Genomic DNA, 25,046 nt, shown 5'->3' with positions numbered 1-25,046 from the left:
TGCGCCACCAAGTTGGTCCTCCACACCCAATGTGCGCCTCGACCTGCCCTTTTACTGTTGGCGAGCACTGATTCACCGGCAGGGGCGACTGTGACGCCCCGCACGGAAACTCAGCCCGCCGATCGACGCGGGCCGGAGGACACATGCTCGAAATCTCCCAACTCACCGTCCGCTTCGGCGGGATCACCGCATTACAGGAGGTCGGCTTCGAAGTCGCAGCAGGCGAGATGGTCGGGCTCATCGGGCCCAACGGGGCGGGAAAGACGACGCTGTTCAACTGCATGACCAGGCGATACACCCCCACCACCGGCACCATTCGCTACGACGGCCGCGATCTGCTCGCACAACCGCCGCACGCGCTGGCCGGGCTCGGCATCGCGCGCACCTTCCAGAATCTCGGATTGTTCCCGCGCCTCTCGGTGCGCGACAACGTGCTGGTCGGCGCGCATCACCGGGCCCGCGCCGGATTCACCGGCGCGGCGCTGCGACTGCCGAGGGTGCGGCGTGAGGAAGCCCGGCTGCGCGCCGAGGTTGACGAGGTGCTGGAGCGACTCGACCTGATCGACGTCGCCGACCACCCCGCCGCCGGACTGCCCTTCGGCACCCTCAAACGCATCGAGCTGGCGCGGGCACTGGCCGTGCAGCCGAAGATCCTGCTGCTCGACGAACCCGTCAACGGCCTCAGCCACGGCGAGGTGGACGAATTCGCGCAGCGGCTGACCGGGCTGCGCGACGAACTCGGCCTCACGGTCGTCGTGGTCGAACACCACATGGGGTTCGTCATGGGGACCTGTCAGCGCGTGGTCTGCCTGGAATTCGGCGTGGTCATCGCCGAAGGCAGACCCGAAGAGGTGCAACAGAATCCGGCGGTCATCGCCGCGTATCTGGGAAGTGCGGCATGAGTGAACCATTTCTGAGCGTGGAGGACCTGCACGCGGGCTACGGCGGCGCGAAAGTACTTCACGGCGTGAGCTTTTCGGTGGCGCGCGGGGAAGTCTGCGCGCTGCTCGGGCCGAACGGCGCGGGCAAGACGACCCTGCTGCGCGCGCTGTGCGGCATGGTCCGCCCGCACGGCACGGTGCGGCTGGACGGCGAGGACATCGCCGGGCGCGCACCCGAGGCGGTCGCGCGGCGCGGGGTCGCGCATGTTCCGGAGGGGCGCGGCACCTTCGGAGCGCTGACCGTGGGGGAGAACCTCCGGCTGGGCGCGTACACCCGACGGGACCGGGCGGGAGTCGAGGCCGATCTGGCGCGGGTCTTCGACTTCTTCCCGATCTTGAAGGAGAAGGTGCGCGAACCCGCCGGCGGGCTGTCCGGTGGCCAGCAGCAGATGCTGGCCATCGGACGGGCCCTCATGCTGCGCCCCCGCCTGCTGCTGCTCGACGAACCCTCGCTCGGGCTGTCCCCACTGATCACGCAGGAACTCTTCGGGATCGTGCACACCATCAACAGACAGGAGCGCACCACCGTGCTGGTGGTCGAACAGAACGCGCATCTGGCGCTGGGCGTCGCCCATCAGGCGCACGTGCTCGAGACCGGGCGAATCGTCCTGTCCGGCAGCGCGGAACAGATCCGCGACGACGAACAGGTCGCGCGGTCCTACCTGGGATACCGGGTGTGACATGACCGGATTCCTGCAGCAGCTCATCGAAGGGCTCAGCGCCGGTGCGATCTACGCCGGACTGGCGCTGGCCCTGGTGCTCATCTACCGCTTCACCGGCATCGTCAACTTCGCCCAGGGCGAGCTGGCCATGTTCTCGGCGTTTCTGGCCTGGCAGTTCGTGGAAGGCGGCACGCCGTTCTGGCTGGCGCTGATCGCCGCCCTCGCAATCTCTTTCGCGGGCGGCATGCTCATCGAACGGGTGGTGATCCGGCCGGTCGAAGGAGCGCCCGAACTCACGCTGGTGATCGTCACCGTCGGCCTGTACTTCTTCACCAATGCCGCGGCCGGGTGGATCTGGTCGTATCAGGTGAAGGCATTCCCGAATCCCTTCCCGGACGGGGCATTACGTGCCGGTGGCGTCACCACCGACTATCGCAGCCTGGGCGTGATCGCCGTGGTCGCACTGGTCATGGGGCTCATCTACGTCATGTTCCGGTACACCGGAATCGGTTTGGCCATGCGGGCCGTGGCGAGCAATCCGGTGTCGGCGCGGCTCACGGGTATTCGCGTCGGCGCGGTGCTGGCCCTCGGCTGGGGTTTGTCGGCCCTGGTCGGCGCGGTCTCCGGAGTCCTTTCCGCCCCGGTGCTTTTCCTCGAACCCAACATGATGGGCGGGGTCCTCATCTACGCCTTCGCGGCGGCGACCCTCGGCGGCTTCGACAGCCCCGGCGGCGCGGTCGTCGGCGGACTCATCGTCGGTGTGGCCGAAACGCTCACCGGCGCGTATGTCGACGTCATCGGCACCGAGCTGAAAATCGGTGTGCCGCTGGCGATCATCCTCGGCGTGCTGCTGGTGCGGCCGCAGGGACTCTTCGGAACGGCGGCGGTGGAACGCGTATGAGCAAAGTCCTGCACTACCGTTCGGGTTTGATCGTCGCCGTCCTGCTGGTGGCGGCCTGTGCGCTGCCGTTCCAGCTCGCGCCCTTCCACACCTTTCAGCTGTCCATGGCCATGGTGTACGCGGTCGCGCTGGTGGGATTGAACCTGCTGGTCGGGCAGACCGGGCAGATCTCGCTCGGGCACGGGGCCTTCCTGGCCATCGGCGCGTACACGACGGCGCTGCTCATCGACCGGTGGGACGCACCGTATCTCGCGGCGCTGCCCGTCGCGGCGGCGCTGACCTTCGTCCTCGGGTTCGCACTCGGCATTCCGGCGCTGCGCTTGAAGGGGCTCTACCTGGCGCTGGTCACCCTCGCCATCGCCATCTTCCTGGTGCCGCTGCTCAAGCGGTTCGAATCCCTCACCGGCGGATCCATGGGCCTGACTGTGGACAAGATCGTGCCGCCGGAATGGAGCGGGCTGGCCGAGGATCAGTGGCTGTACTTCCTGGCACTCGGCGTCGCGGTACTGAGCTTCCTGATCATCGCCGGGGTGAAGCGGTCGCGAGTCGGCCGGGCGCTCAACGCCATTCGCGACAACGAGGTCGCCGCCGAGATCATGGGCGTGCGGCCCGCGCACTACAAGACCCTCGCCTTCGCCTGGAGCGCCATGCTCGCCGGAATGGCCGGGTGCGTCTACACCTGGGTCATCGCCTACGTCTCACCGGATTCCTTCGCCACCGGCCTGTCCATCACGCTGCTCGCCGGACTGGTGGTCGGCGGACTGGGCTCCCTGTGGGGCCCGCTGCTGGGCGGATTCTTCGTCATGTACGTCCCCAGCCTCTCCCAGGACGTCAACCAGGCCGCGCCCGGAGTCGTCTTCGGCCTCGTGATCATCGCGGTCATGTACCTCGCGCCCACCGGATTGGCCGGACTCTCCGGCCGGGTGGCGCACTGGATCGAACAGTTCGCTCGGAAAGGGAAAACCAATGCGCACTAGGGCTTTTCGCGCCATCGGAGTCGCGGCCGCCGTACTGCTGACGCTCACCGCCTGCGGCGGCCGCGGCGACAGCGGCGGATCCGCCGCCCAGGGCGACTGCAAGGGACAGCAGACCGTCGGCATCACCGACACCGGCATCAAGCTCGGCGGCGTCTACCCGCTGTCCGGACCCGCCTCCGCCTACGGCGAGATCCCCAAGGGCGTCCGCGCCTACTTCGACTACGTCAACGCCGAGAAGGGCGGCATCGGCGGCCGCCAGGTCGACTACCAGGTGCGCGACGACGGCTACCAGCCCGCCAAGACCGTCGAGGAGGTGCGCCGCCTGGTCGAACAGGATCAGGTGTACGCCGTCTTCCAAACCCTGGGCACACCAACGTCTTCCGCAGTATGGGACTACCTCAACGACCGCGAGGTGCCGCAGATCTTCGTCGCGGGCGGAGCCACCAAATGGGGTTCGGACACCGAGCACGAGTGGACCATCGGCTGGCAGCCCAGCTACCTCGCCGAAGGAAAAGCCTTCGCGCAGTACGTGAAAGAGCAGAAGCCGAATGCCACCGTGGCCGTGCTGTTCCAGAATGACGACTTCGGCAAGGACCTGCGCGACGCCTTCGCCGCCGGTATCGCCGGCAGCGGCGTCCGCATTGTCGCCGAACAGAGCTACGAGGTCACCGATCCCACCGTCGAAGCCCAGGTGCGCAACCTGTCGGAGACGAAACCCGATGTGCTGCTGAACTTCTCCACCTCCAAGTTCGCCGCGCAGGCGCTCTCGGCCGATGTCCGCAACCCGGACTGGAATCCGCTGCACATGCTGTCCATGGTCGCCAACTCGGTCTCGGTGCTGAAACCGGTCGGCTTCCCGAACGTGCAGGGCGTGGTGTCCGGCGCGTTCACCAAGGACCCCTCCGACCCGCAGTGGACCGATGACGAGGCCATGCGGCTCTTCCGCGCCAAACTCGCCAAGTACGCACCCGGCGCGGATCCGACCAACACCTACACCCTCGTCGGCTGGGCCGCCGCCGAAAGCTTCCACAAGACCTTCGAATCGGCGAAATGCGCTACCCGCGAAGGGCTTCGGGATGCCGCCCGGAACATCTCCGGCATCACCGTGGACACCCTGATCCCCGGCATCACCCTGAAAACCGGTCCGGGCGATGCCTTCCCGATGGAGGCCATCCAGATCCAGCGTTTCGAAGGCGATCACTGGGTCCGCGTCGGAAACGTCATCGACACCGGCAAGTAGACCCCGCTCGATCCCCACAGCCCAAGTCCGGCAACCCAACCCATCCAGTTCGACCCCTACCCATCTGTTCAGCGAGGAACCCGATGAAGCTCCGCAATTCCCTTGTCACCGCCACCCTGGCCACCATCGCCGTCGGCATCACCTCCGGCAGCGCCTGGGCGGCACCGGCAGCCGAGATCCCGGTGCAGCAGGAAGTGCACTACGAAGTCAGCCGACAGGGGGATTCGGCCGTCCTCACCACCAGTGACGGAAAGCTACAGGCGGTCGGTGAGCAACTGGTGCTCACCGACCGGGCCGGGACGCCGGTGGCCTCCGTGCCGCTCACCTACCGCATGAACAACGCGTCCTATCCGATCGCCGCCGAGATCAACGGTGGCACAGCGGTTCTCACGCCCTCGCGGGAGCACGGCACACCGGTGGCCGATATCGCGGCGAGTGAGATCGTCTCCACCGACGCGGCGCTGCGCGATGTCGCCGAATCCTTCACTCCCCGTGACCAATCCGCCCTCGGCGTACTCGCGCAGCGACTGACCATCGGCAGCGCGGTGGCGGCCATCGTCGGCGCGGTGCTGGGCGGCGGCGTGGGCTGCCTGGTCGGCGGCGCCGCCGGCGCGGCCATCTCCAGCCCGGTGATCGCGCTGCTGCTGCCGTTCGTCGGCGCGACCATCGCGGGCTGCGTGCTCGGCGCGGCCACCCTCGGCGCGGTCGGCACCGTGGTCGGCCTGATCACCGTCGGCGGTCCGCTGGCGCTGTTCTCGGCCTACCAGTACTTCAGCACCATCCTGACGCCCTGCCCGGCCGAACTGGCCTACTGCAAGGACCCGTCCGTGCCCGCGCCCGCGAAATAGCGCCGAGCGTGCGGTCGACGGGCCGCGACCGCCGCACCGTGCCCGGACCGATCAGGTCCGGGCACGCTGTGCTGCCGGGCGCCGGCGCAGCGCTCCCGGCACGGCGAGGGCTCCGGCGGATGTGATTCCGTCAGGGTGACGGCTCCGGCGGATGTGATTCCGTCCGGGCGACGGCTCCGGCGGTGGTGGATTCCGGCCATAAAAACCCCAGGCGGAGTGGGGAATATCGCCCTTCGATACGGTGCCGCCATGAGTACCGCGTCGCCGCGCCCTGTCCGCAATCGAGTGCTCGCGGGCGTGCTCGCCCCTCTCGCCGCCGTATTCGCGCACGCCGCGCACGCCGCGGCTGAGCCCGCCGCGCCCGCCGCGCCCGCGTCGCCCGCCGCGCCCGCGTCGCCCGCCACGCCCGCCGCGCCCGCCGCGCCCGCCGCGCCCGCCGCGCCCGCCACGCCCGCGTCGCCCGCCACGCCCGCTGAGCCCGCGATCGCGCTCTACGCCGCGGACGGCGTGACCCCGCTCGGCACGACCGTCCTGCACCCTGGTGACCGCATCGTGGTGCAGGGCACCGGCTTCGACCCCGCTGCCAATACCGACGGCCTCCCGGTCCCCGTGCCGCCGGGAGTTCCGCACGGCACCTTCGTCACCTTCGGCGCGTTCGCGCCGGACTGGCGTCCCTCCGGGGGCGCACCCGGCGCCGCCCGCGCTGCCGCCCGCTCCGAAGTGCAGTGGATCCTCAGCGAGTCCGCGCTGAACCAGGTGCCGCGGTTCCCCTTCGACCTGCAGCGCACCATCCGCAAGCAGTGGGTGCCGCTCGCCGCCGACGGCAGCTTCACCGCCGTCCTCGACGTCGCAGAGCCCGCCAAGATCCCCGCCGACGCGGTCTACGGCGTCTACACCTACGCCGCGGCCGAATCCGTGAACCCGAGCCAGGAGCTCGCCGCGCCGGTGCGTTTCGACCCCGCGCCCGGCCCGAACACCGCCGTGGCCCCCGCCGCGGATCTGACCTGGTCCGTGGCCCCGGGATTCGCCGATACCGTCACCGGCACCCTGCAGGGCTCGGTCTCCGGAGCCGACGGCGCGGCCGTCCGCGACAAGGCCCTCACCTTCGCACTCGACGACGCCGACATCGATCCGGCGACCGGACTCGGCACCGTCCGCTACCGCGGCGTCGTCACCGCCTCCACCCGCTTCCACCTCGGTGAGATCGCGCTGGCCGACCCGTGGATCGAATTCACCTCCGCGGGAACGTGGCTCACGGCGCTGACCTCCACGTCGGACACCATCGGCTCGGATTCCATGCGGCGCATCCGGGTAGCCCGCCTCGACACCCCGGCCACCCCCGGCCGCACCGAATGGTCCCAGGTGTCAGCCACTTTCGAGCCCACCCTTACCCCGCTGTCGCTCCAGGCGTACGCGGGACGGGCGGCGGCCCCGATCAGCTTCCGCTACTGATCAGCCCGCCAGCCGCGACAGCAGGGCGGCGAACTCCGCGCGGCTGAGGTAGCCGTCACCGTCGGCATCCGCCGCGGCCAGCAGGGTTTCGGCGGACTCGTGCGTGAGACCCGGGCAGGTGCGCAGCAGGGATTCGAGTTCGTCGAGTTCGATGAGCTCGTTGCGGTTGGTGTCGAAGGTGTCGAAAGCGGCGTCGGCGTCGGTGATCTCGAGATCGCGGCCCAGGCGGGCGGCATCGAATTCGGCGCGCGAGATGAGGAAGTCGCCGTCGGTGTCGGCGGCGGCCACCAGGCGGCCCACCGCCTTCTCGTCGATCTCCAGGCCCAGCGCGGTGATGCCCGCCAGAATATCGTCGGCGGAGATCTGGCCGTCGCCGTCACGGTCCCAGAGGTCGAAGGTGTCGGCTGGGTGATCGGCGGTCATGGCGGGCCCCTCGGTCGTGGAATGCGGTGGTGCAGGCTGAATTCGACCGCACCACCGCGTGCTGGTCAAGGGCCGGTGGGAATGGTCACGCGCGGACCCGGCGGCGATAGGTGAGTTTGTCGAACTCGTTGCCGTACTCGTCCACCGCCACCACATCCATCTCGCTGGCGAAGAAGCCGGGCCGGACATCCACCCGGATGAACGAGTAGTTGCGGAAGCGGACCCGCGACCACGGGGCGGCCTCGGGCTGCTTGCCGCCGTCGGAGGTCCAGACATAGCTGTTGGGGACGGTGGTGTCGGCGACCTCGTGGCCCCGATAGGTTTCCGGAGAACCCGGCTGGAAACCGTAGCGGGGACGGCCGCCACCGCCGACCGTGTAGTAGACGGTGCCGTCGGTTTCCGGGTAGACGATCGAATTGTCCAGGGCCGCACGGGTCGCGGTGCGGGCGCGGATCGGGTCGGTGCGTTCGAAGATGTGATTGTGGCCCTGCAGCACCAGATCCACCTGGTAGCGGTCGAACAACTCGCACCAGGCGTCCCGGACGCCGCCGTCACTGGCGTGCGAATCGGTGGTGGAGTACGCGCAGTGGTGGAAGAAGCACACGATGAAATCGATATTCGGATCGGCGCGCTGGGCCGCCAGCGTGCGCTCCACCCAACTCGACTGCCCGCCACCGGAATAGCCGGTGTTCACGCGGATCTCGTAGGAGATGTCGTTGGCGTCCAGCGACAGGACCGCCACATTGCCGTAGGTGAAGGAGTAGGCCGACGGGCAACCGGCGGGGCCGTTCGACGGCAGGTCCAGGCGGGCCAGATGACCGCCGTAGCCGTGCGTGTCGTAGGCCGCCTCCATATCGTGATTGCCGGTGGCGAACATCCACGGGGTCGTCGAGGCGCTGGCCTCGATCGCGCCGAAATAGGCGTCCCACACATAGGGATTGAACTTGTCGAAGCCGTTCGCCGGCGTGCCGCCGGACGGCACGAACTGGGGTTGCTTGCCCGCGCCCGAGGGGTCCGCGTAGGCGATGTCACCGGCCAGGACATGAAAGTCGGGGCGGGACTCGGTGATTCGGCGCAGCACATTGCCCGCGTGCGGGGCGGTGGGGTCGTTGTCCGGCTTGTAGTAGCGATCGTCGTAGTCGCCCGGAGCCAATCCGGCGGGCTGCGTGGGTGTTTCGTCGGTGCCCTGATCGCCCATCATGGTGAACCGGAAGGGCAGCACCGCGTTTCGTGCGGTGGGCATGGCGGTGGCGGCGGCCCGGATATCGCCGGTGAACCCGTCGGAGGTGCGCCAGCGGTAGAAGTGCGGCATCCGTCCGGCCAGGCCGTCCACCGGAGCGTGCACATAGAACTGCTCGGCGGCAAGCACCCCGCCGTCACTGGACGGGATCTGCGTCACCAGATTCCGCACCTCGGCCTCGAGGGTGCCGCCCAGCGCGGGCGTCGGCCCATGATCCAGGAAAACCTTGGTGGCGCCAGGATTGCGGGACAACTGTCCCGCGAACCGCAACTGGCTCGCGGCGTCCGGGCCGAAGCCCACATGACGCCCGCCCACCGCCACCTGCGTCCCGTCCGCGTACGCGCGGGCGCCGAACGGCGACCCGCCGACGGCGGCCAGTGCGGCGGCCACCGCCGATCCGCGCAGGAAGTTGCGGCGTGACACCGAATGGCGGCGCAGGTGCGCGCGATGCCATTCGTACTGTTCGGCCATGGTCAGCTGGGCAGCGATCGGCGCCGGAATCCCGGTATCGGGGATATCGCCGGCGGAGTTCAGGTGAAGCGACGGCATGCGCTCGGATGCTCGTCGCTTCAGGTGTCGAACACAATCCGACACAGCGCCGTATCGGCAAATGTTTGGTTAACTCTGTCCGGTGCCGGGTTCATCTGGCCGGTTGTTCGTGAGGTCAGGTGGTTCCGGCGCCGCCGGTGACGCGCCGCGACCCCGGACCGGTGGGCCGGGGTCGCGGAATCTGTTGGGGCTCAGCAGTTGCGGAGCTCGGGGCTCTGGTTCAAGAGCTGGGCTCGGGTGGAGATGAAGGTGCTGTAGGTTTCGCCGCCTACCGAGGACAGCGGGAAGGCCGCTACCCGATGGCAGTTCTGGAAGGCGAGTTTGATGCCGAAGTGGCGTTCCAGGCCGCCGCGGATGGCGTCGGAGGCCATCGCGCGCAGGAGTTGACCGCGGGCGGTCTCGTCCGGCGGGGGAATCACGTTGTCGGCGAATTCCGCGGTGCCGGAATGCAGATCGGCTGCCACCCGGCTGACCACCTCATAGGCGTAGGGCAGCGAGTTACGGACACATTCGACGAATTCGGCGTCGTTGACTTCACCGCGTTCGGCACGTTCGAGCAGTGCGGTGGGTACGTCGAGTGACATGGCGCTCTCCTCAGTGGGTGGTGGGAGGGTGTTGGCCAAGTCTAAACGACAAAGGTTGTCAATAACCCTGGATTCGCGTCGAAAGTGCCCGTTGCACTGCGGCTTTGGCTTCCGCTGAAAGTTTGGCTACCAGTTCCGCGGCCGGCAGCTCCGGTGCGAGCGTATGTGCCTGGCCCGCCCAGAGATTCACTGCGTCCGCATTTCCCTCCGCCCGCGCGGCCGCCCGCAAAGGCCCGGTGGCGTAATGGATCTCGGGGTACGCGGCCGGAGCGTCGGTGTGCTCCAGCAGGAATCGATTCCGGATCCCACGGGCCCGCCGCCCGGTGAAAGCCCGGGTCAGCACGGTCGGCGTATCGATGACCACGGCATCGCGCAGCAGCGCCGGCGTACCCGCCTCCGGGCAGCGCAGGAACGCCGTACCCACCTGTGCCGCCGCCGCACCCGCCACCAGCGCCGCGGCCACCGCCGCACCCGTGGCGATCCCGCCCGCCGCCACCACCGGCAACGCCACCGCGGCGGTCAGCAATTGCAACAGGGTGAGCAAGCCGGGCGGATCGGTGAGGTCGTCCTCGGGCCGGTCGGTGAAACCGCCCCGGTGCCCGCCCGCCTCCGCGCCCTGTGCCACGAGCACATCGGCCCCGGCCTCCGCGGCCACCCGCGCCTCCGCCACCGACGTCACCGTCACCCACACCTCGGATCCGGCCGCGTGCAGCCGCTCGATCTCCGCGGGCGACGGGCAGCCGAACGTGCACGACACCACCGGCACCGGATCGCCGGCCAGCAGATCCAGCTTGGCCGCCCAGTCGTCGGCGTCGAATCGCGGCTCTCCGACCGGGAATTCCCGCGCGAGCGCTTCCACGTAGCCGCGGTAGGCGTCCTCGGGCGTCGGCGCGGACGGCACGAACAGGTTCACGCCGAACGGCGCGGAAGTCAGCGCCCGGGTGGCCTTGATCCGCTCGCCCAGATCATTCGCGCCGAGATAGCCCGCGGCTATGAAACCCAGCCCGCCGGAATTCGACACCGCCGCCGCGAGTTCGGGTGTGGACGGCCCGCCCGCCATGGGGGCCAAAACGATCGGGGTACCCAGCTCATCCAGAAGCACGCCTTCCAGTGTGCCCCTTCATAACACCGATGAAGATTTCGTGATCAGCTGTTCACGTCGGCTACCTGGGCTTTTCCCCAAGAAGGTTGCGGAATGGTCACAGGCGAGTACAGTTTCCGTCACAGCGATGCCGAATCGTTACCGGCCCCACCGAACGCTAGGACGAGCTTTGCCGCACCACCGAGAGACTGCGAACTCTGTTTCCGTAATGGATTTGCTGGGTGATTGTGGCGCGGGCCGTGCGGGCACCGCGACTCGAAGCACCCGGCACCGAGCCGACTCCACCACCACCGACCGCGTGAAGGTCGCCGCCGGAGCCGCCGTCGCCGCGGGCGCCCTCATCGGCACCGTGACCCAGCTGGTCCCCGCGATCGCCAACGCCTCGCCGCTGTCGCCGCACCAGGACCAGACCGTCACCGACGAGCCGGTCCTGCTCAAGAACGCCGCACACTCCTTCAAAGGCGCGGGCGAACTGACCACCGAGGCCGCCGCGCCCGTCGAAGCCGCCCCGGTCGCCGAGGCCGCGCCCGTCGCCGACGTCGCCGCCCCCGCCCCCTTCGGTCTCACCAACCTGCCGCCGGAGATCTCCGCGCCGCTGACCCAGGCCGAAACCGCGCTCAAGCAGTTCCAACAGCAGTTCGCCCCGCAGCAGGCCGTGCGGCCCGTCGCCGGCGTCATCAGCTCCACCTACGGAGCCCGCTGGGGCGCAATGCATTACGGCATCGACTTCGCCGACACCCTCGGCGCGCCCATCCACTCCGTCATGAGCGGCACCGTCATCGAAGCCGGTCCGGCTTCCGGTTTCGGCCTGTGGGTGCGAGTACAGCACGACGACGGCACCATCGGCGTGTACGGCCATGTGAACGACATGCTCGTACAGGCCGGACAGCGCGTGAACGCCGGTGACGTCATCGCAACAGTTGGAAATCGCGGCAACTCCACAGGTCCCCACCTGCACCTGGAGATCTGGGATGCCGCCGGAGGGAAGATGGATCCGCTGCCATGGCTGGCCAGCAAGGGCGTAATCATGCAGCAGCAGTGGGGCCCGGCCCAGTAGACCGGTCACCGGCACCCGCGCCGGGGAGATTCCCGGACCGGCGCGTACCAGTGGGTGCGGTGACCAGTCTCGACGACCTGTTCGACCCCGCATCGCTGCACGGCCGCGCATACGCGGTACTCGTACAACATCCCCGGTCGACCGCGTTCGAAGTCGCGGAACGACTCGGCACCCCGCCACGCGTGGCCGAAGCCGCGCTCGAAGCGCTCTGCCACCTCGACGCCGCCGTCCGGCTCGCCGAACCCAACGGCACCGTGCGCTGGGACGCCCACGCGCCGGAAGCCCTGTCCGAAGCCGAAACCCGCCGCCGCAACCGCGACATGCTGCGCATGCAATCCGCCGCGGCCCGCCTCGGCGAGACCTTCCGCTCGGTACGCCGCACCACCGACGCCGACGGCGCCGTGGTCGCGGTCTACGAAAGACGCCAGCTGCTGGCCGATTTCGAAGATCTGCAGCACACCGCGCACGCCAATGTGAAAGTGGTGGAACGCGGTCCGTTCCTGTCCGACGTGGACACCGAGGAGCGACTGTTCGAACTGAAGTCGGCGCGCATCCAGGCCGGCATCGACTACCGCACCCTCTACCAGGAGACCATCTACCAGGATCCGGAACGACTGCGGCACGTGCTCGCCACCAATGCCGTAGGCGCACAGGCCCGTACGCTGCCGGACCCGCCCATGAAGCTCATCCTCGCCGACGACCGCCGCGCGGTCCTGGTGCTGCACACCGACGAACGCCGCGGCGATCCCATGGGCGTGCGCGTGGGTCCCTCACCCACCCTCGACCTGCTGGTCAAAACCTTCGACGCGCTGTGGTCCATGGCCACACCGATTTCGGTGAACCCCGCCGAAGCCCTCGACGAACGCGACCGCGCCATCCTCACCCTCATGAGCATGGGCGCCACCGACGACACCATCGCGCGGCGACTCGGCCTGTCCCGGCGAACCGTGGTGCGCCGCACCGCGAGTCTGCTGGAACGCCTCGGCGCCAGCACGAGATTCCAAGCGGGAGTGCAGGCTACGCGCCGCGGCTGGCTGTGAACACGGGCGCACACCCTATCGGTGATAGCCGCCACTGATCGATTGTGGCGCAGTTCACGCCACGGCGCCGACGGCGGCCGGTAGCCGAAAGTCCCTGCATTCGAGCAGTCCGCGGGACTTGGCGGCACCGATATGATGGCCCCGTCCGCAGGCCGGGAAGACATCGGTCGAAGTTCGGTCGGCCGAAGGCATTCGGCGAGCGGACCAGCTAGACCCGAGAGGTGAATGCACTCGAATGGAAACAGCGCGCGATACCGACCTGCGCCGTTCCGGCAGCCCGCTGTCCGGGCAGCCGCTCACCGCCACAGTCGAATTCGCCGCCGAATCCACCGCCGCCCGGCTCGCACCGACGGAGGAGCGGCCACCGCTGTCGCCGGCCCAGCAACGCCTGTGGGCGCAGAACCGGCTCGATCCGAAATCCGCGGCCCGCAACATACCCATGGCCGTACGGCTCACCGGGCGGCTCGACCTGCCCGCACTGCGCCGGGCCGCCGAGGACGTGCTGCAGCGGCACGAAGTGCTGCGCACCCGATACCCGGAATCCGAGCCCGGCGTGCCGTACCAGGAGATCCTGTCCGTCGACGAGGTCCTGCCCGACGGGCTCGTGGTGGAGCGATCCGCCGATATCGGCGGCCGCGTCGCCGAACTCATCTCCACCGGATTCGACGTCACCACACAGGTTCCCGTGCGCGTCCGGCTGCTCACCGGCGACGACCGCAACGACTATCTGCTCATCGTGGTCGCCCACCACATCTGCGCCGACCGGGCCGCCATGAACCCGCTGGCCCGCGACCTCATGACCGCCTACCGGGCCCGCCTCGCGGGAGACGCGCCGGATTGGGCCCCGCTGGCCACGCAATACGCCGACTTCGCGAAGCGGCAGCGGGCCATCCTCGGCTCCGACGAGGACGAGAACTCGCTCGCCGCACGGCAATCCGCGTACTGGCGGGAACGACTCGCCGGACTGCCGGAAACCCCGGTCCTGCCGCTGACCCGGCCCCGACCGGCCATCGCCTCACAGCGGTGCGCCGTCGTCGACTTCCTGCTGCCCGCCGCAGTGCACGCGGGCCTGGACACGGCGGCGCGACAGCAGGATTCATCACTGTTCACGGTGGTGCACGCCGCGCTCGCCGTACTGCTCGCACGCATCTCCGGCAGCTCCGACGTGGTCATCGGCATGCCCACCACCGGCCGCACCGAACCGGGGCTGGAGGATTTGGTCGGACTGTTCGCCAACACCCTGATCCTGCGCACCGCCGTCGATCCCGCCGCATCCTTCGCCGATCTGATCCGCCAGGCCGGGGCGACCCGGCTCGCCGCCTGCGCGAACGCCGACATTCCCTTCGAACGGGTGGTGGAAACCGCCGCGCCCGGACGAACGCCCGCGAATCCACTACCGCAGGTGGTGCTTTCCGCGCACGACAGCACGGCCCCGGCCCTCGAACTACCCGGGCTCACCGTGGCGGCGCTCGACGTCGACCTCGCCGCGGCGACCTTCGACCTGCAGATCGGCATCGAACCCGGACCCGCCACCGGCGACGCGGTGGGCGAACTGGGCATCGTGTTCTCCTACGCGACAGATATTTTCGACGACGACACCATCGACTGCCTGGGCGACGACCTGGGCCGCATCCTCACCGCGGTCGCCGCGGACCCGGATATTCCGGTGCGCGCCCTCGGAATCGACGATGCCTCCCCCGAACTCGACACCCCGGCACAGGCCACCGTCGGCGAATCCGCCGTGGTGGCAGTCGAACCCACGCCGGTGACCCTCACGCTCTCCGCCGCACGCGGGACCGCCCTCACCCGGACCCTGACCACCGTGGTCGACGATGATCCGGATGGTCCGGCCCTGGCCCGAGGCGAAGACGTCCTCACCTATCGGGAACTCGACGCCCGATCCTCGCGACTCGCGCGGGTGCTCATCGGGCGGGGGAGCGGGCCCGGCACCGGAGTCGCCCTACGGCTGGCGCGCGGCGTCGACGCAGCGGTCGCCACCTGGGCGGTACTCAAGGCCGGGGCCGCCCTGGTGCCCGTCGCCACGGCGGTGCACGGAATCGAGGCCATCCACGGTGGCGCAGCGGGATTCGATGTCAAGGTCGGCGTCACGCTCGGCGCTGTCCCCGCCGACGGCATCGACTGGCTGGCCCTCGACGATCCGGCCGTCGCCGACGAGATCGCCGCCGCCTCCGCCCGCCCGGTCACCTACGCCGACCGCGTACGCGCCCTGCGCGGCGACGATCCGGCCTACATCCACGGCGCCGCGACCCTCGGCTACGACCAGCTCGCCGCGATAGCCGACGGAGTGCTGACCGCGGCCGAACTGACCTACGAATCCCGGACCTACACCCTGGCCGGCCCCGAATCCGCTCTCGCACTGATCGAATCGGTGACCGTCGGCCTGGCCGGAGCCACGGTCACCCTGCCCGCCGGCGCCGCGGACGACCTCACCGGCGCGCTGGCCGACGAATGGGTCACCCACCTGTTCGCCGACCACACCCGCCTCGCCGAGATCGACCCGGCCGCCCTCGCCGACCTCCGCGGCGTCATCACCGACGCCGCACCCGGCACCGCGCGATGGGCGACGCCCACCCCGGTCGTCGTCCTGCCGGAACGGTGATCGGCAACCTGATGAACACAGTCGGCACGAAGTAACACAGCCTGCGCACACCCGATGGTTTCCGGTATGCGCGGCGGGCACGAGCAACAACGGACAGGATGAGGACAGCTTCATGATTCGGGTGGTCGGGAACCGGCACAACGAGTTCCGGGTGGTTGGCGCATGACTCGCCCGGCCCGCGTACGACCCACCCGAACCAGGCGACCCCGCATCCCCACCCTGCCGCAGCTGCTGAGCACCGCCGTCGAAGCCGACCCCGCCGGAATCGCGATCGTCCTCGCCGACGCCACCGGAACCACCGCCACCCTCGGCTACGCCGAACTCGACATGCGATCCACCCGGCTCGCCCGATTGCTGATCGATCGCGGAGTCGGACCGGAAGACCTTGTCGCCGTCGGGATCCGGCGATCGGCCGAATCCGTGATCGCCGTATGGGCGGTCGCGAAGTCCGGCGCCGGATTCGTACCCGTCGACCCCGATCAGCCGGGCGACCGCAGCACACACCGGATCGCCGGAACCGTCCTGGGGCTGACAGTCGGCGACACCCTCGCGGACCTGCCCACCGCGATCGAATGGCTGGCCATCGACAGCGCCGACACCCTCGAACGCGCCGCCGGATACCCCGCCGACACCATCACCAACGACGAACGCGTGCGGCCACTGCGCGCCGAACACCCGGCCTACGCCATCCCCACCTCCGGGACCACCGGAGAACCCAAGAGCGTTCTCGTCACCCACGCCGGACTCGCCGCCTGCTGCGAGGCACAGCGGGGGCGCTACCGCGTCACCACCGAGTCCCGCACCATGCACTTCGCGACACCGTCCTTCGACGCGTCGATCCTCGAACTGCTGCTGGCCATCGGCGGCGCGGCCACCATGGTCGTGGTGTCGCCCGACGTCTCCGGCGGAGCCGAACTCACCGCCCTGCTGAAACGCGAACGGGTGACCCACGCCTTCCTCACCCCCGCCGTCCTCGCCGGACTCGACCCCGCCGAACTCGACACGCTGCGGGTCGTGATCACCGGCGGCGAAGCCTGCCCACCCGACCTCGTCCAGCGCTGGGCCGCCGACGGGCGCGCCTTCTGGAATGCCTACGGGCCCACCGAAGCCACGGTCATGACGAATATGACCGAACTGCTGCCGGATCGGCCGGTCACCATCGGCGCACCCATTCCGGGCGTCACCGCCTACGTGCTCGACGACGAGCTCGCACGGGCACCACTGGGCGTGACGGGCGAACTGTACGTGGGCGGACCGGATCTGGCGCGCGGCTACCACGGACAGGCCGGACTCACCGCCCAGCGATTCGTGGCCAACCCCTTCGACAGCAACGGCTCCCGGCTCTACCGCACCGGCGACCTGGTGCACTGGACCGTCGACGGCGAACTGGAATACCTGGGACGCAACGACTTCCGGGTCGAGATCGACGGAACACCCGTCGACCTCGGCCGGATCGATGCCGTGCTCACCGAACACCCCCCGGTGGATCTGGCCGTCACGGTCGGCCGGGAAGTGGACGGCGAAACCACGCTGATCGCGTACGTGTATGCGGCCGAGCATGATTCGATCGACCTCGCCGAGCTCACCGCGCACGCCCGGAACCGTCTGCCCGCACACCTGGTGCCCGCCTCGATCATGACGCTCGATCGGATCCCGCTGACAACCGCCGGAAAGCTGGATCGCGCGGCACTGCCGGAATCCGTCCGCCCGGCTGTGGACGACTCGCAGGATGTGCCGGAAGCCCTGGAGAACAGCCATATCGAGTACTGGTGCGACGAATTATCCGGGGTATCAGCGTGGTTGGATCTACCCGTCGATCGCCCGCGCCCAGCGGCCGGGTCCAGCCGGGGCGCGACCTATGACTTCGATGTCGATCCGCATGTGCAGGCGGCGCTGAATCGGCTTGCGCAGCGTAATGATTCGACGCTGTTCATGGTGGTGCACGCGGCCTTCGCGGTGCTGCTCGCCCGACTGTCGGGCACCCGGGACATCGTCATCGGTACGCCGGTCGGCGAATCCGTCGACACGCTCGTGCTGCGCGCCGAGGTGGATCCGGGCGAAACCTTCACCGAGCTGCTGGCACGGGTTCGGCGGACCGACATCGCCGCGTTCGAGCACGCCGACCTGCCCCTTGCGCGACTGGCGGACATTCTCGAACCGGCACGGACCGGTAGCGGACATCCGCTGGTCCAGGTCGTACTGGCCTTCCGGAAGCCGGGACTGCCCCGACCGGCGGTGGACTCGGAGCGGCCTCTCGCGTTCGAATTGCGGCTCGACCTCACCGAACAGACCGAGGACGACGGGACGCCGCGGGGGGTGGCCGCACTGTTCACCTATGCCGCAGACCTTTTCGACGAGAACACCGTGCACGGGTTCGCCGAACGGTTCCGGCGCATCCTGGTCGCCATCGCGGCGCACGCGGACGAACCCGTCGGAAATTACGACGTGCTCGCGGCCGACGAACACGAACGCATGTCGTTCGACTGGAACGCCACCGCGGTGGACGCGGGTGCCGACGGGGCGGAAGACGCTGCCGCCGACCTGATCGCGCTGTTCGAGGCGCAGGCCGAACGCACGCCGTACGCCACCGCCCTGGTGTACGAGGACGCGCCCGGACGCGTCGAACTGTCCTACTCGGAGTTCGCGGCGCGCGTGCATCGGCTGGCGCGACGGCTCGTCATCGCCGGGGTGCGCCCGGAATCGACAGTTGCGCTGGGGATTCGGCGCAGCGCCGACCTGGTGACCGCCGTGTACGCGGTACTGGCGGCAGGTGGTGCGTACGTGCCGCTCGACCTGGACGGGCCTGCCGGGCAAATCGCCCACGCGCTCGGGACGGCCGAGCCGGTGTGCATCCTCACCACCTCTCGGGACGGCTTCGACGAACCCGGGCAGACCATGCTCGTCATCGACGAGCTGGAACTCTCCGGATTCGATCCGTCGCCGCTCACCGATGGGGAACGCCGTGCACCCCTGCGGGATTCGCACACCGCCTACATCGTATTCGGCGGCGAGGGCGATGAGAACGCGGTGCCGCACAGCGCGGTCGTGCACCGGATCCGCCGGATGGCAACGGAATACGGCCTCAACCAGCAGGACGTCGTGCTGTTCGCGACAGCCGCGACCGACGACATCTCGACGTGGGAACTGTTCGGGCCCTTGACCGTCGGCGGCCGCATGGTCGTCGTCGCGGACGGGCATGATCCGCGCTACCTCGAGACCGTCATCGCCACCGAACGGGTCGGTCTCGCCTCGTTCACGCCGACCGCGCTCGGCGCCTTCGCCGCGAGCGCCGACCCGGCCGCCCTCACCTCGCTGCGCGCCCTGCTCGTGGCGGATTCCGCCCTCGACGCCGACACGATCACCGCCGCCCGCCGCCTGGGCGACATCGACCTGCACTACCTCCACGGACCCACCGGGAACACCACAGGCGATACCGCTCGGGAGACGACCGAGGCCAACGAGAATCCCCTGACCGCAGACGAATTCGCGGCTGGAGCGGACCTCGATGTCGAGCCCCTCGCCCCGATCGGCGCGATAGCGTCGGACGAGCACGTGGCGCTGGTCGATCCGGTTGAGCCCGCCGCGCCGGTTGAGCCCGCCGCGTCGTTCGAGGCGGAGGCGCTCGACGATGTCGAACCGGAACGGGTGCGGCTGAGCTGGAACGAGACTCGGCATCCGGTCGAGGGCGGTGCCACGCTGGCGAGCCTGCTGAACCGGACCGTCGCCGCGTCGCCGTACACCCTCGCGCTGGTCGCGGACGAAGCGCGGGGGCGGCTCGAACTCAGTTACTCCGAACTGGCCGAACAGGTGAATCCGCTGGCGCGGCACCTGATTTCGCTGGGGGTCGGGCCGGAATCCCGCGTGGTGCTGGCGCTGCGGCGGTCGGCGGACCTCGTCATCGCCATGTACGCGGTGACCGTGGCGGGCGGGGCCTGGGTGCCGGTCGACCCGGATCAGCCGGGGGATCGCACCGCCCGCATGGTGGCCACCGTGGCCCCGGTGTGCGTGCTGACCAACGGGGACACCGGCTTCGTCACCGATGTCGCACCGGTGATTCGGATGGATCGGCTGGCGCTGGGAACCCTGGCCGCGCAACAGATCACCGACGCCGAACGGCTCGCGCCGCTGCACGCCGGCAACACCGCCTACGTGACCTGCACCGCCGAGATGGACGGCGTGGCCGTGCCGCACTCCGCCATCGTCAATCAGATGCTCTGGAAGACAGCGGAATTCGGTCTCGGCAGTGATGACGCCGTGCTGTTGCAGACCGCGGCCACCGTCGATCTGTCGGTGTGGGAGTTCTGGTCGGCGGCCGTATCCGGCGGGTGCCTCATCGTCGCCGCACCGGATGGACACGAGGATCCGGCGTACCTGAACGCGGTCATGGACCGCGAACAGGTCACCACGCTGCACACGGAACCCGCCACACTCGCGGCGCTCCTGACCGAATCCGATGGGGCGCTGCCTGATTCGCTGCGACGCGTGCTCACCCACGGTGCGGCACCGACCGGCGCGATGATGCAGCGGTTCCGGACCGCCAACCCCGGCGTCGCGCTGTACACCCTCTACGGACCCGGCGAAGCGGCAGTGTCCGTCACCAGCCACGCCGTCGGCGATGCCGATCAGGACGCGCTCCCGCTCGGCGCGCCCGCGTGGAACTGCCGGGTCTACGTACTGGATTCGCGACTGCGGCAGGTGCCCGCCGGAGAGCCGGGCGAGCTGTACCTCGCCGGTGCGCAACTGGCACGCGGATACCTCGGGCGGCCCGGCCGCACCGCCGATCGATTCGTGGCCAACCCCTTCGACACGGGGGAGCGCATGTACCGCACCGGCGACCTGGCCGCCTGGACCGCCGACGGCGAACTGGAGCATCGCGGCCGCATCGAAAGACCGACGTCGGAGGAATCCGTGCTACCCACCCCGCGAACCGAACCCACCGCGGACAGCGCGGACGCCCCGCCCGCGGCGGCCCCGTCCACGGAAAGTGAACCGAAGTCCGCGCCAGCGGTTACGGTTGCCCCCGTGACGGAGTTCGCGTCCACCGCAAGAGAACCACGACCCACCCGTGCGGACTCGGTACCCGCAGTACCGAGATTCGCTCCCACCAGCGGCGATTCACTGCGCGCCGCACCGGATCCCGCGTATGCGCCGGAACCGGCCGCGCCGCAGTTGGCGTCCGCGCTGTCGGAGCTCGCCTCCGGCACAGCGGATCCGACAGCCGTCGTCAGCAGGCTGGCCGCCGCCGTGCCGGAAGCACCGGCGGGCGAACCGGGCTCGACCCTGCCCGAGCTCATGGCCGCCACCGTGGCCGCCGACCCGCAGGCCCCGGCCATGGTCTTCCGCGGCCGCACCTTCACCTACGGGCAGCTCGACGCCGAATCCTCGCGACTGGCCCGGGTTCTCATCGACCGCGGCGCGGGGCCGCGCGTCCGGGTGGCGGTGGCGCTGCCGCGCTCGGTGGCGTCGGTGCTCGCCGTATGGGCCGTCGCCAAGACCGGCGCGGCGCTCGTGCCGGTGAACTCCGCGCATCACACCGCGCGCATCGAACGCGCCCTCGCCGAAGCCAAGGCCACCATCGGTCTCACCGTCACCGCCGAAACCCCGGCGCTGCCTCGCTTCGCCAGCGGCGCCGACTGGCTCACCCTCGACGATCCGGTCTTCGGGGCCGACGTCGAATCCCGGCCGCCCACACCGATTTCGGACGACGAGCGCGCCACCCGCATCCGGCCCGCCAATATCGCCTACCTGCACGAGGACGTCACCGCCACCCAGGCCGACCTGACCGATCTCGCCACCAACTACCCCGACGTCCAGCTGCGCGTCGACAAATCCACCCACGAAATCCTGCGCGCCCTGGCCACCGCCACCCCGGTCGACCTCAACCAGCCCGCCCCCGCCGTGGCCCCGCCCCCGGTCGAATCCTTCACCGAGGACGACGCCTGGGCCACCACCGCCGTCCTCCCGATGATCACCATCGACCGCGCCGCCCCCAGCGTGAAACTCCGCGCCCCCGAACCCGAATTCGATTCGCACCCTGAAGAAGTCGAGGAACCGGCACACTTCGAACACCCGGCCCCGGACCCGGCGCCGTTCGGCGATCCGGTGGGTGGATCGGACCCGGTCGGCGATCCAGTGGGCGGATCGGATCCGTTGGGCGATCCGGTGGGTGGATCGGACCCGGTCGGCGATCCAGTGGGCGGATCGGATCCGTTGGGCGATCCGGTGGGTGGATCGGATCCCTTCGGTAACCCGGTGGGCGGATCGGATCCCTTCGGTAACCCGGTGGGTGGATCGGATCCCTTGGGCAACCCGCTGGGTGGATCGGACCCGTTCGGCAATCCACATGCGGAACGGGCCACCTTCGGTGATCGCGGCACGCCACCCGCCACTGTCGACGACCCCGCCGCGCGGCCATCTGCCGACGGTTCCGCCGCCGAACCCGAGTCGGCCGGAACTCCGGCCACCGCAGGGTCTCCCTTCGGAGATCTCGCCGCGGACCCGGCATCCGGACCGAACCCGGTTGTGCGACAGGGTGACTTCGGCCGTGCGACGGCGTTCGGCGCATCGGCCGCAGAGCCCGTGGCCGCCGGGAATCCAGCTGACGTGCTCCAGGAACCGGCCGCACCCCCGGCCGCCGCCCTCGGCACCGCTGCTTCGCAGGTCACCGACCGGCCCGCCCGGAACAAGGTCTCGATCCCCTACGAGGATCTGGCCCCGACGCAGTACCTCCCGCGCATCGAGCTGACCGGGCTCGTACCCGAGATCTCCACCCCCGCCCCCGTCGTCCCCAAGGTGGACGTCCCAGCGGAACCGGCTGTCGCCGCCACCGATCGCGGCCTCGAATCCGCCGCAGCGGCACCGGCTTCGAACGCATGGGAAACCGCCGCCGACCCCCACGCTCGCCGCGCCGAGCGGACGCCCGAGCCTGCCACCGCCGAACCGGACCTCGCGACCCCGTCGGAGCCGGTACCGGCTCGCGCGGCTCATGAGGAGCCACAGCCGATTTCGCCTCACGCGCCCATTGCCGGCACGGAGCCGGTTTCAGCCCGCGCTCCCTTTGCCGGGCAAGAGCCGGTGCCGTCGCGCGGGGGTTTCGCCGGGCAAGAGCCGGTGCCGTCGCGCGGGGGCTTCGCCGGGCAAGAGCCGGTGCCGTCGCGCGGGGGCTTCGCCGGGCAAGAATCGGTCCTGTCACGTGGGACCTTCGCCGGGCAAGAATCGGTGCCGACACGTGGGGGCTTCGCCGGGCAAGAATCGGTCCTGTCACGTGGGACCTTCGCCGGACAGGAGGCAGGCGCAGCTCGCGAGGCTTCCGCCGAGCCACAGCCGATGCCGGTTCGGGATGCTTCTCCGCAGCCGCAGCCGCAGCCGCAGCCGCAGCCGCAGCCGCAGCCGCAGCCGCAGCCGCAGCCGCAGCCGCAGCGTGAGGCTTTCGCGGAATCGCAGCCCGGGGCCGCCCGGGAAGCTGTCGTTGAGCCGCAGCCCATGCCGGTTCGCCAGGCTGCGGCACAGTCACAGCCGGTTCCGGAGGTATTCGGGGAGACCCAGTCGGACTCGGCCCGTACGGTTTCTACCGAGCCGGAATCATTGCCCACGCGTGCGGCGGTTGCGGAGCCGGAGCCTGCGGCTGCCGCAGTGTCCGGTGTCGAGGAATCCTCGGATGCGGTTGCCGCGGAAGCGGAGTCGGGCTCTGTTGTTCCCGGCGCGGACGCGCGGGGCGAGACGGTTGCCGCGGAGGCGCAGTGGGGCTCTGCTGTCCCAGGCGCGGAGACGCGGCGCGAGACGGTTGCCGAGGCGGAGTCGGGCTCTGCTGTTCCCGGAGCGGAGACGCGGGGCGGGACGCCAGCCGAGGACGCTGCGGACGAGGGGGCGGCGGTTTCCGCGCCCGCGCCTGTGAGCGAGGGTGTGCGGGTGCCCGCGGGGTTGGGGGCGGCGTTGGCCGCTGCCGCGCCGCGGCTCACTGCGGTGGGGCAGGTTTCGCCGTTGCCCGCGGGGGCGGTGGGGGTGCTCGAGGTGGATTCCTCCGGGATCTGGGAGCGGGCCATCACGCTCGATATCGGGGCTGATCTGTCCGGGAGCCGGGTGCGGCGGGCCGTGGCCGCGCTGCTGGATCGGCATCCGGCGCTGTGGGCCCGGCTGCGGTGGGACGAGGACAGTGCGGTGCTGGATATTCCGGCGCGACCGGACCGGGGGGCCGCCGTGGTGTGGCAGCTCGATCCGGGGGTGCAGGCTGTCGGGGATCCGATCCAGGCCGTCATCAATGCCGCCGCGGTGGAATTGGATCCGGAGAACGGGCGCAACATCCGGTTCGTGCTCGTGGAGAACGCGGCCGAGTCCGGGGGCGATCCCGCCGATCGGGCCGCCGCCACCCTCGTGGTGGTGGCCAACGGGCTGGTGGTCGACGACACCTCGTGGCGGACGATCATCGAGGATCTGACCGCCTTCTGGTCCGGCGGGCACGCGACGCCGCCCAGTGCGGACGCGCACCCCAGCGGTATCGCCCGTGCCCTCGCCGCCCGCTCCGGCGACGCCGACACGGTCGCCGAATTGGCTTGGTGGCGCGACACTCTGGCCGGCGCTTCGGCGGGAACCGCACCGGAGGCCCTGCTCGGCGATCCGGAACTCGCCGGACGCGGGCGCGTCTCGGTCTCCATCACCGGTGAGGGCGCGGCCGCCGTCGACACCGTCGCCCGCCACTACGACGCCACCATCGACGACGTCCTGCTGGCCGCGCTCGCCGTCACCCTGCTCGACGAGAGCGGTGAATCCGCCCGCCCCACCACCGGATCCGTGGTCCGGCTGGTCGCCGACGGCCGCGACGGCGACCCCGCCGGATCCCGCACGGTCGGCGCGTTCAGCACCACCTACCCGTTGCCGCTGCGCCTCGACGGCGTCGACTTCGACGACGTCCGCCAGGGCGGAGCCTGCGCCGGAGCAGTTCTGGAGCAAATCCGGGACGCGCGCCGGCGGGTGCCGTCCAACGGCGTCGGCTTCGGGTTGCTGCAGCATCTGAACCCGGCCACCGTCCCCGACATCGCCGGACTCCCGGTCGGCCGCATCGGCTTCCGCTACCGCGATCTGCGGCCCGCCCGTGTCTACCCGGAACCCGTCGCCGACGACCTCTACCTGGATGTCACCGTCGACACGACACAGGACGGCCTGCTCGCCCGCTTCGATTTCGCGGGCGTGGCCCTCGACCTCGAACAGGTCAAGAAGCTGGTCGAAGGGTGGGTTCAGGCCCTGGGCGGCCTGGCCGAGCACGGACGTGCGATCAATCCGTAATAATGTCCGCTGTCAAAGCATTGAGCTTGGCCGTATGGTCTGACGGGTCGGCAACTGCGCGGAGAACCCGGCAGCGGGGAACGCCGATCATCACAAACCAACCGAAGTGAAGGTGTGAACATTGATTCATC

Annotated in this window: 15 protein-coding genes; 11 read left to right on the top strand and 4 right to left on the bottom strand. The window is 69.8% G+C overall.

Annotated elements, in window-relative coordinates; translation table 11 throughout:
- Positions 1-143 precede the first annotated feature (143 nt).
- The 7 genes from JK358_RS13025 (at position 144) to JK358_RS12995 (ending at position 7,021) form a co-directional block, all read left to right on the top strand.
- Positions 144-902, top strand: coding sequence for an ABC transporter ATP-binding protein (locus tag JK358_RS13025; protein ID WP_201947167.1), 759 nt, complete (start codon positions 144-146; stop codon positions 900-902).
- On the top strand, positions 899-1,621 hold the full coding sequence (locus JK358_RS13020) for an ABC transporter ATP-binding protein (protein WP_201947165.1): 723 nt from the start codon (positions 899-901) through the stop codon (positions 1,619-1,621). The genes JK358_RS13025 and JK358_RS13020 overlap by 4 nt, the downstream gene beginning before the upstream one ends.
- Position 1,622: 1 nt before the next feature.
- Positions 1,623-2,504, top strand: coding sequence for a branched-chain amino acid ABC transporter permease (locus JK358_RS13015; protein WP_201947163.1), 882 nt, complete (start codon positions 1,623-1,625; stop codon positions 2,502-2,504).
- Complete coding sequence (locus tag JK358_RS13010) at positions 2,501-3,481, top strand: branched-chain amino acid ABC transporter permease (protein WP_201947161.1); 981 nt, start codon at positions 2,501-2,503, stop codon at positions 3,479-3,481. Before JK358_RS13015 ends, JK358_RS13010 begins: the two co-directional genes overlap by 4 nt.
- Positions 3,471-4,721, top strand: a complete 1,251-nt coding sequence (locus JK358_RS13005; protein WP_201947159.1) for an ABC transporter substrate-binding protein — start codon at positions 3,471-3,473, stop codon at positions 4,719-4,721. The genes JK358_RS13010 and JK358_RS13005 overlap by 11 nt, the downstream gene beginning before the upstream one ends.
- An 83-nt stretch (positions 4,722-4,804) precedes the next feature.
- A complete protein-coding gene (locus JK358_RS13000) occupies positions 4,805-5,569 on the top strand; it encodes a DUF8020 domain-containing protein (RefSeq protein ID WP_201947157.1) in 765 nt (254 codons plus the stop codon).
- Between the two features lie 249 nt (positions 5,570-5,818).
- Positions 5,819-7,021 (top strand): HtaA domain-containing protein, encoded by a 1,203-nt coding sequence (locus JK358_RS12995; RefSeq protein ID WP_232851171.1) that lies wholly within the window; start codon positions 5,819-5,821, stop codon positions 7,019-7,021.
- Here the strand turns inward: JK358_RS12995 and JK358_RS12990 are convergent, their stop codons facing one another.
- From JK358_RS12990 to JK358_RS12975, 4 genes are all read right to left on the bottom strand, one after another.
- The gene (locus tag JK358_RS12990) at positions 7,022-7,444 is read right to left on the bottom strand and encodes an EF-hand domain-containing protein (RefSeq protein WP_201947154.1); all 423 of its coding nucleotides are present in this window, start codon (positions 7,442-7,444) and stop codon (positions 7,022-7,024) included. It abuts the gene before it with no gap.
- 85 nt (positions 7,445-7,529) lie between these two features.
- Complete coding sequence (locus tag JK358_RS12985) at positions 7,530-9,233, bottom strand: metallophosphoesterase (RefSeq protein ID WP_201947152.1); 1,704 nt, start codon at positions 9,231-9,233, stop codon at positions 7,530-7,532.
- Between the two features lie 191 nt (positions 9,234-9,424).
- A complete protein-coding gene (locus tag JK358_RS12980) occupies positions 9,425-9,817 on the bottom strand; it encodes an SCO5389 family protein (protein ID WP_201947150.1) in 393 nt (130 codons plus the stop codon).
- 58 nt (positions 9,818-9,875) lie between these two features.
- Positions 9,876-10,919, bottom strand: coding sequence for a nitronate monooxygenase (locus JK358_RS12975; RefSeq protein ID WP_201947147.1), 1,044 nt, complete (start codon positions 10,917-10,919; stop codon positions 9,876-9,878).
- Positions 10,920-11,127: 208 nt separating this feature from the next.
- On the opposite strand from JK358_RS12975, the gene JK358_RS12970 reads away from it, so the two are divergent.
- The 4 genes from JK358_RS12970 (at position 11,128) to JK358_RS12955 (ending at position 24,915) form a co-directional block, all read left to right on the top strand.
- Positions 11,128-11,976, top strand: coding sequence for a M23 family metallopeptidase (locus JK358_RS12970; RefSeq protein ID WP_201947144.1), 849 nt, complete (start codon positions 11,128-11,130; stop codon positions 11,974-11,976).
- A 59-nt stretch (positions 11,977-12,035) separates the two neighbouring features.
- Positions 12,036-13,016: a helix-turn-helix transcriptional regulator gene (locus JK358_RS12965; protein WP_201947142.1), complete on the top strand. Its 981-nt coding sequence runs from the start codon at positions 12,036-12,038 to the stop codon at positions 13,014-13,016.
- A gap of 235 nt (positions 13,017-13,251) precedes the next feature.
- Complete coding sequence (locus JK358_RS12960; RefSeq protein ID WP_201947141.1) at positions 13,252-15,636, top strand: condensation domain-containing protein; 2,385 nt, start codon at positions 13,252-13,254, stop codon at positions 15,634-15,636.
- Positions 15,637-15,798: 162 nt separating this feature from the next.
- Positions 15,799-24,915: an amino acid adenylation domain-containing protein gene (locus tag JK358_RS12955; protein ID WP_201947140.1), complete on the top strand. Its 9,117-nt coding sequence runs from the start codon at positions 15,799-15,801 to the stop codon at positions 24,913-24,915.
- Positions 24,916-25,046 lie beyond the last annotated feature (131 nt).

It is taken from the genome of Nocardia acididurans (assembly GCF_016741815.1).
In the GTDB taxonomy this organism is placed as follows: domain Bacteria; phylum Actinomycetota; class Actinomycetes; order Mycobacteriales; family Mycobacteriaceae; genus Nocardia; species Nocardia acididurans.
Note: the sequence above shows the minus strand (reverse complement) of the source record. Positions and strands in the feature narration are given on the sequence as shown.

Excerpts from the sequence above, each read along its gene's own strand:
- JK358_RS12955 (WP_201947140.1), top strand. The coding sequence starts at position 15,799 with ATGACTCGCCCGGCCCGCGTACGACCCACCCGAACCAGGCGACCCCGC.
- JK358_RS13005 (WP_201947159.1), top strand. The coding sequence starts at position 3,471 with ATGCGCACTAGGGCTTTTCGCGCCATCGGAGTCGCGGCCGCCGTACTG.
- JK358_RS13025 (WP_201947167.1), top strand. The coding sequence starts at position 144 with ATGCTCGAAATCTCCCAACTCACCGTCCGCTTCGGCGGGATCACCGCA.
- JK358_RS12960 (WP_201947141.1), top strand. The coding sequence starts at position 13,252 with ATGGAAACAGCGCGCGATACCGACCTGCGCCGTTCCGGCAGCCCGCTG.
- JK358_RS13000 (WP_201947157.1), top strand. The coding sequence starts at position 4,805 with ATGAAGCTCCGCAATTCCCTTGTCACCGCCACCCTGGCCACCATCGCC.
- JK358_RS12980 (WP_201947150.1), bottom strand. The coding sequence starts at position 9,817 with ATGTCACTCGACGTACCCACCGCACTGCTCGAACGTGCCGAACGCGGT.
- JK358_RS12995 (WP_232851171.1), top strand. The coding sequence starts at position 5,819 with ATGAGTACCGCGTCGCCGCGCCCTGTCCGCAATCGAGTGCTCGCGGGC.
- JK358_RS13010 (WP_201947161.1), top strand. The coding sequence starts at position 2,501 with ATGAGCAAAGTCCTGCACTACCGTTCGGGTTTGATCGTCGCCGTCCTG.
- JK358_RS13015 (WP_201947163.1), top strand. The coding sequence starts at position 1,623 with ATGACCGGATTCCTGCAGCAGCTCATCGAAGGGCTCAGCGCCGGTGCG.
- JK358_RS12970 (WP_201947144.1), top strand. The coding sequence starts at position 11,128 with ATGGATTTGCTGGGTGATTGTGGCGCGGGCCGTGCGGGCACCGCGACT.
- JK358_RS12985 (WP_201947152.1), bottom strand. The coding sequence starts at position 9,233 with ATGCCGTCGCTTCACCTGAACTCCGCCGGCGATATCCCCGATACCGGG.
- JK358_RS13020 (WP_201947165.1), top strand. The coding sequence starts at position 899 with ATGAGTGAACCATTTCTGAGCGTGGAGGACCTGCACGCGGGCTACGGC.
- JK358_RS12990 (WP_201947154.1), bottom strand. The coding sequence starts at position 7,444 with ATGACCGCCGATCACCCAGCCGACACCTTCGACCTCTGGGACCGTGAC.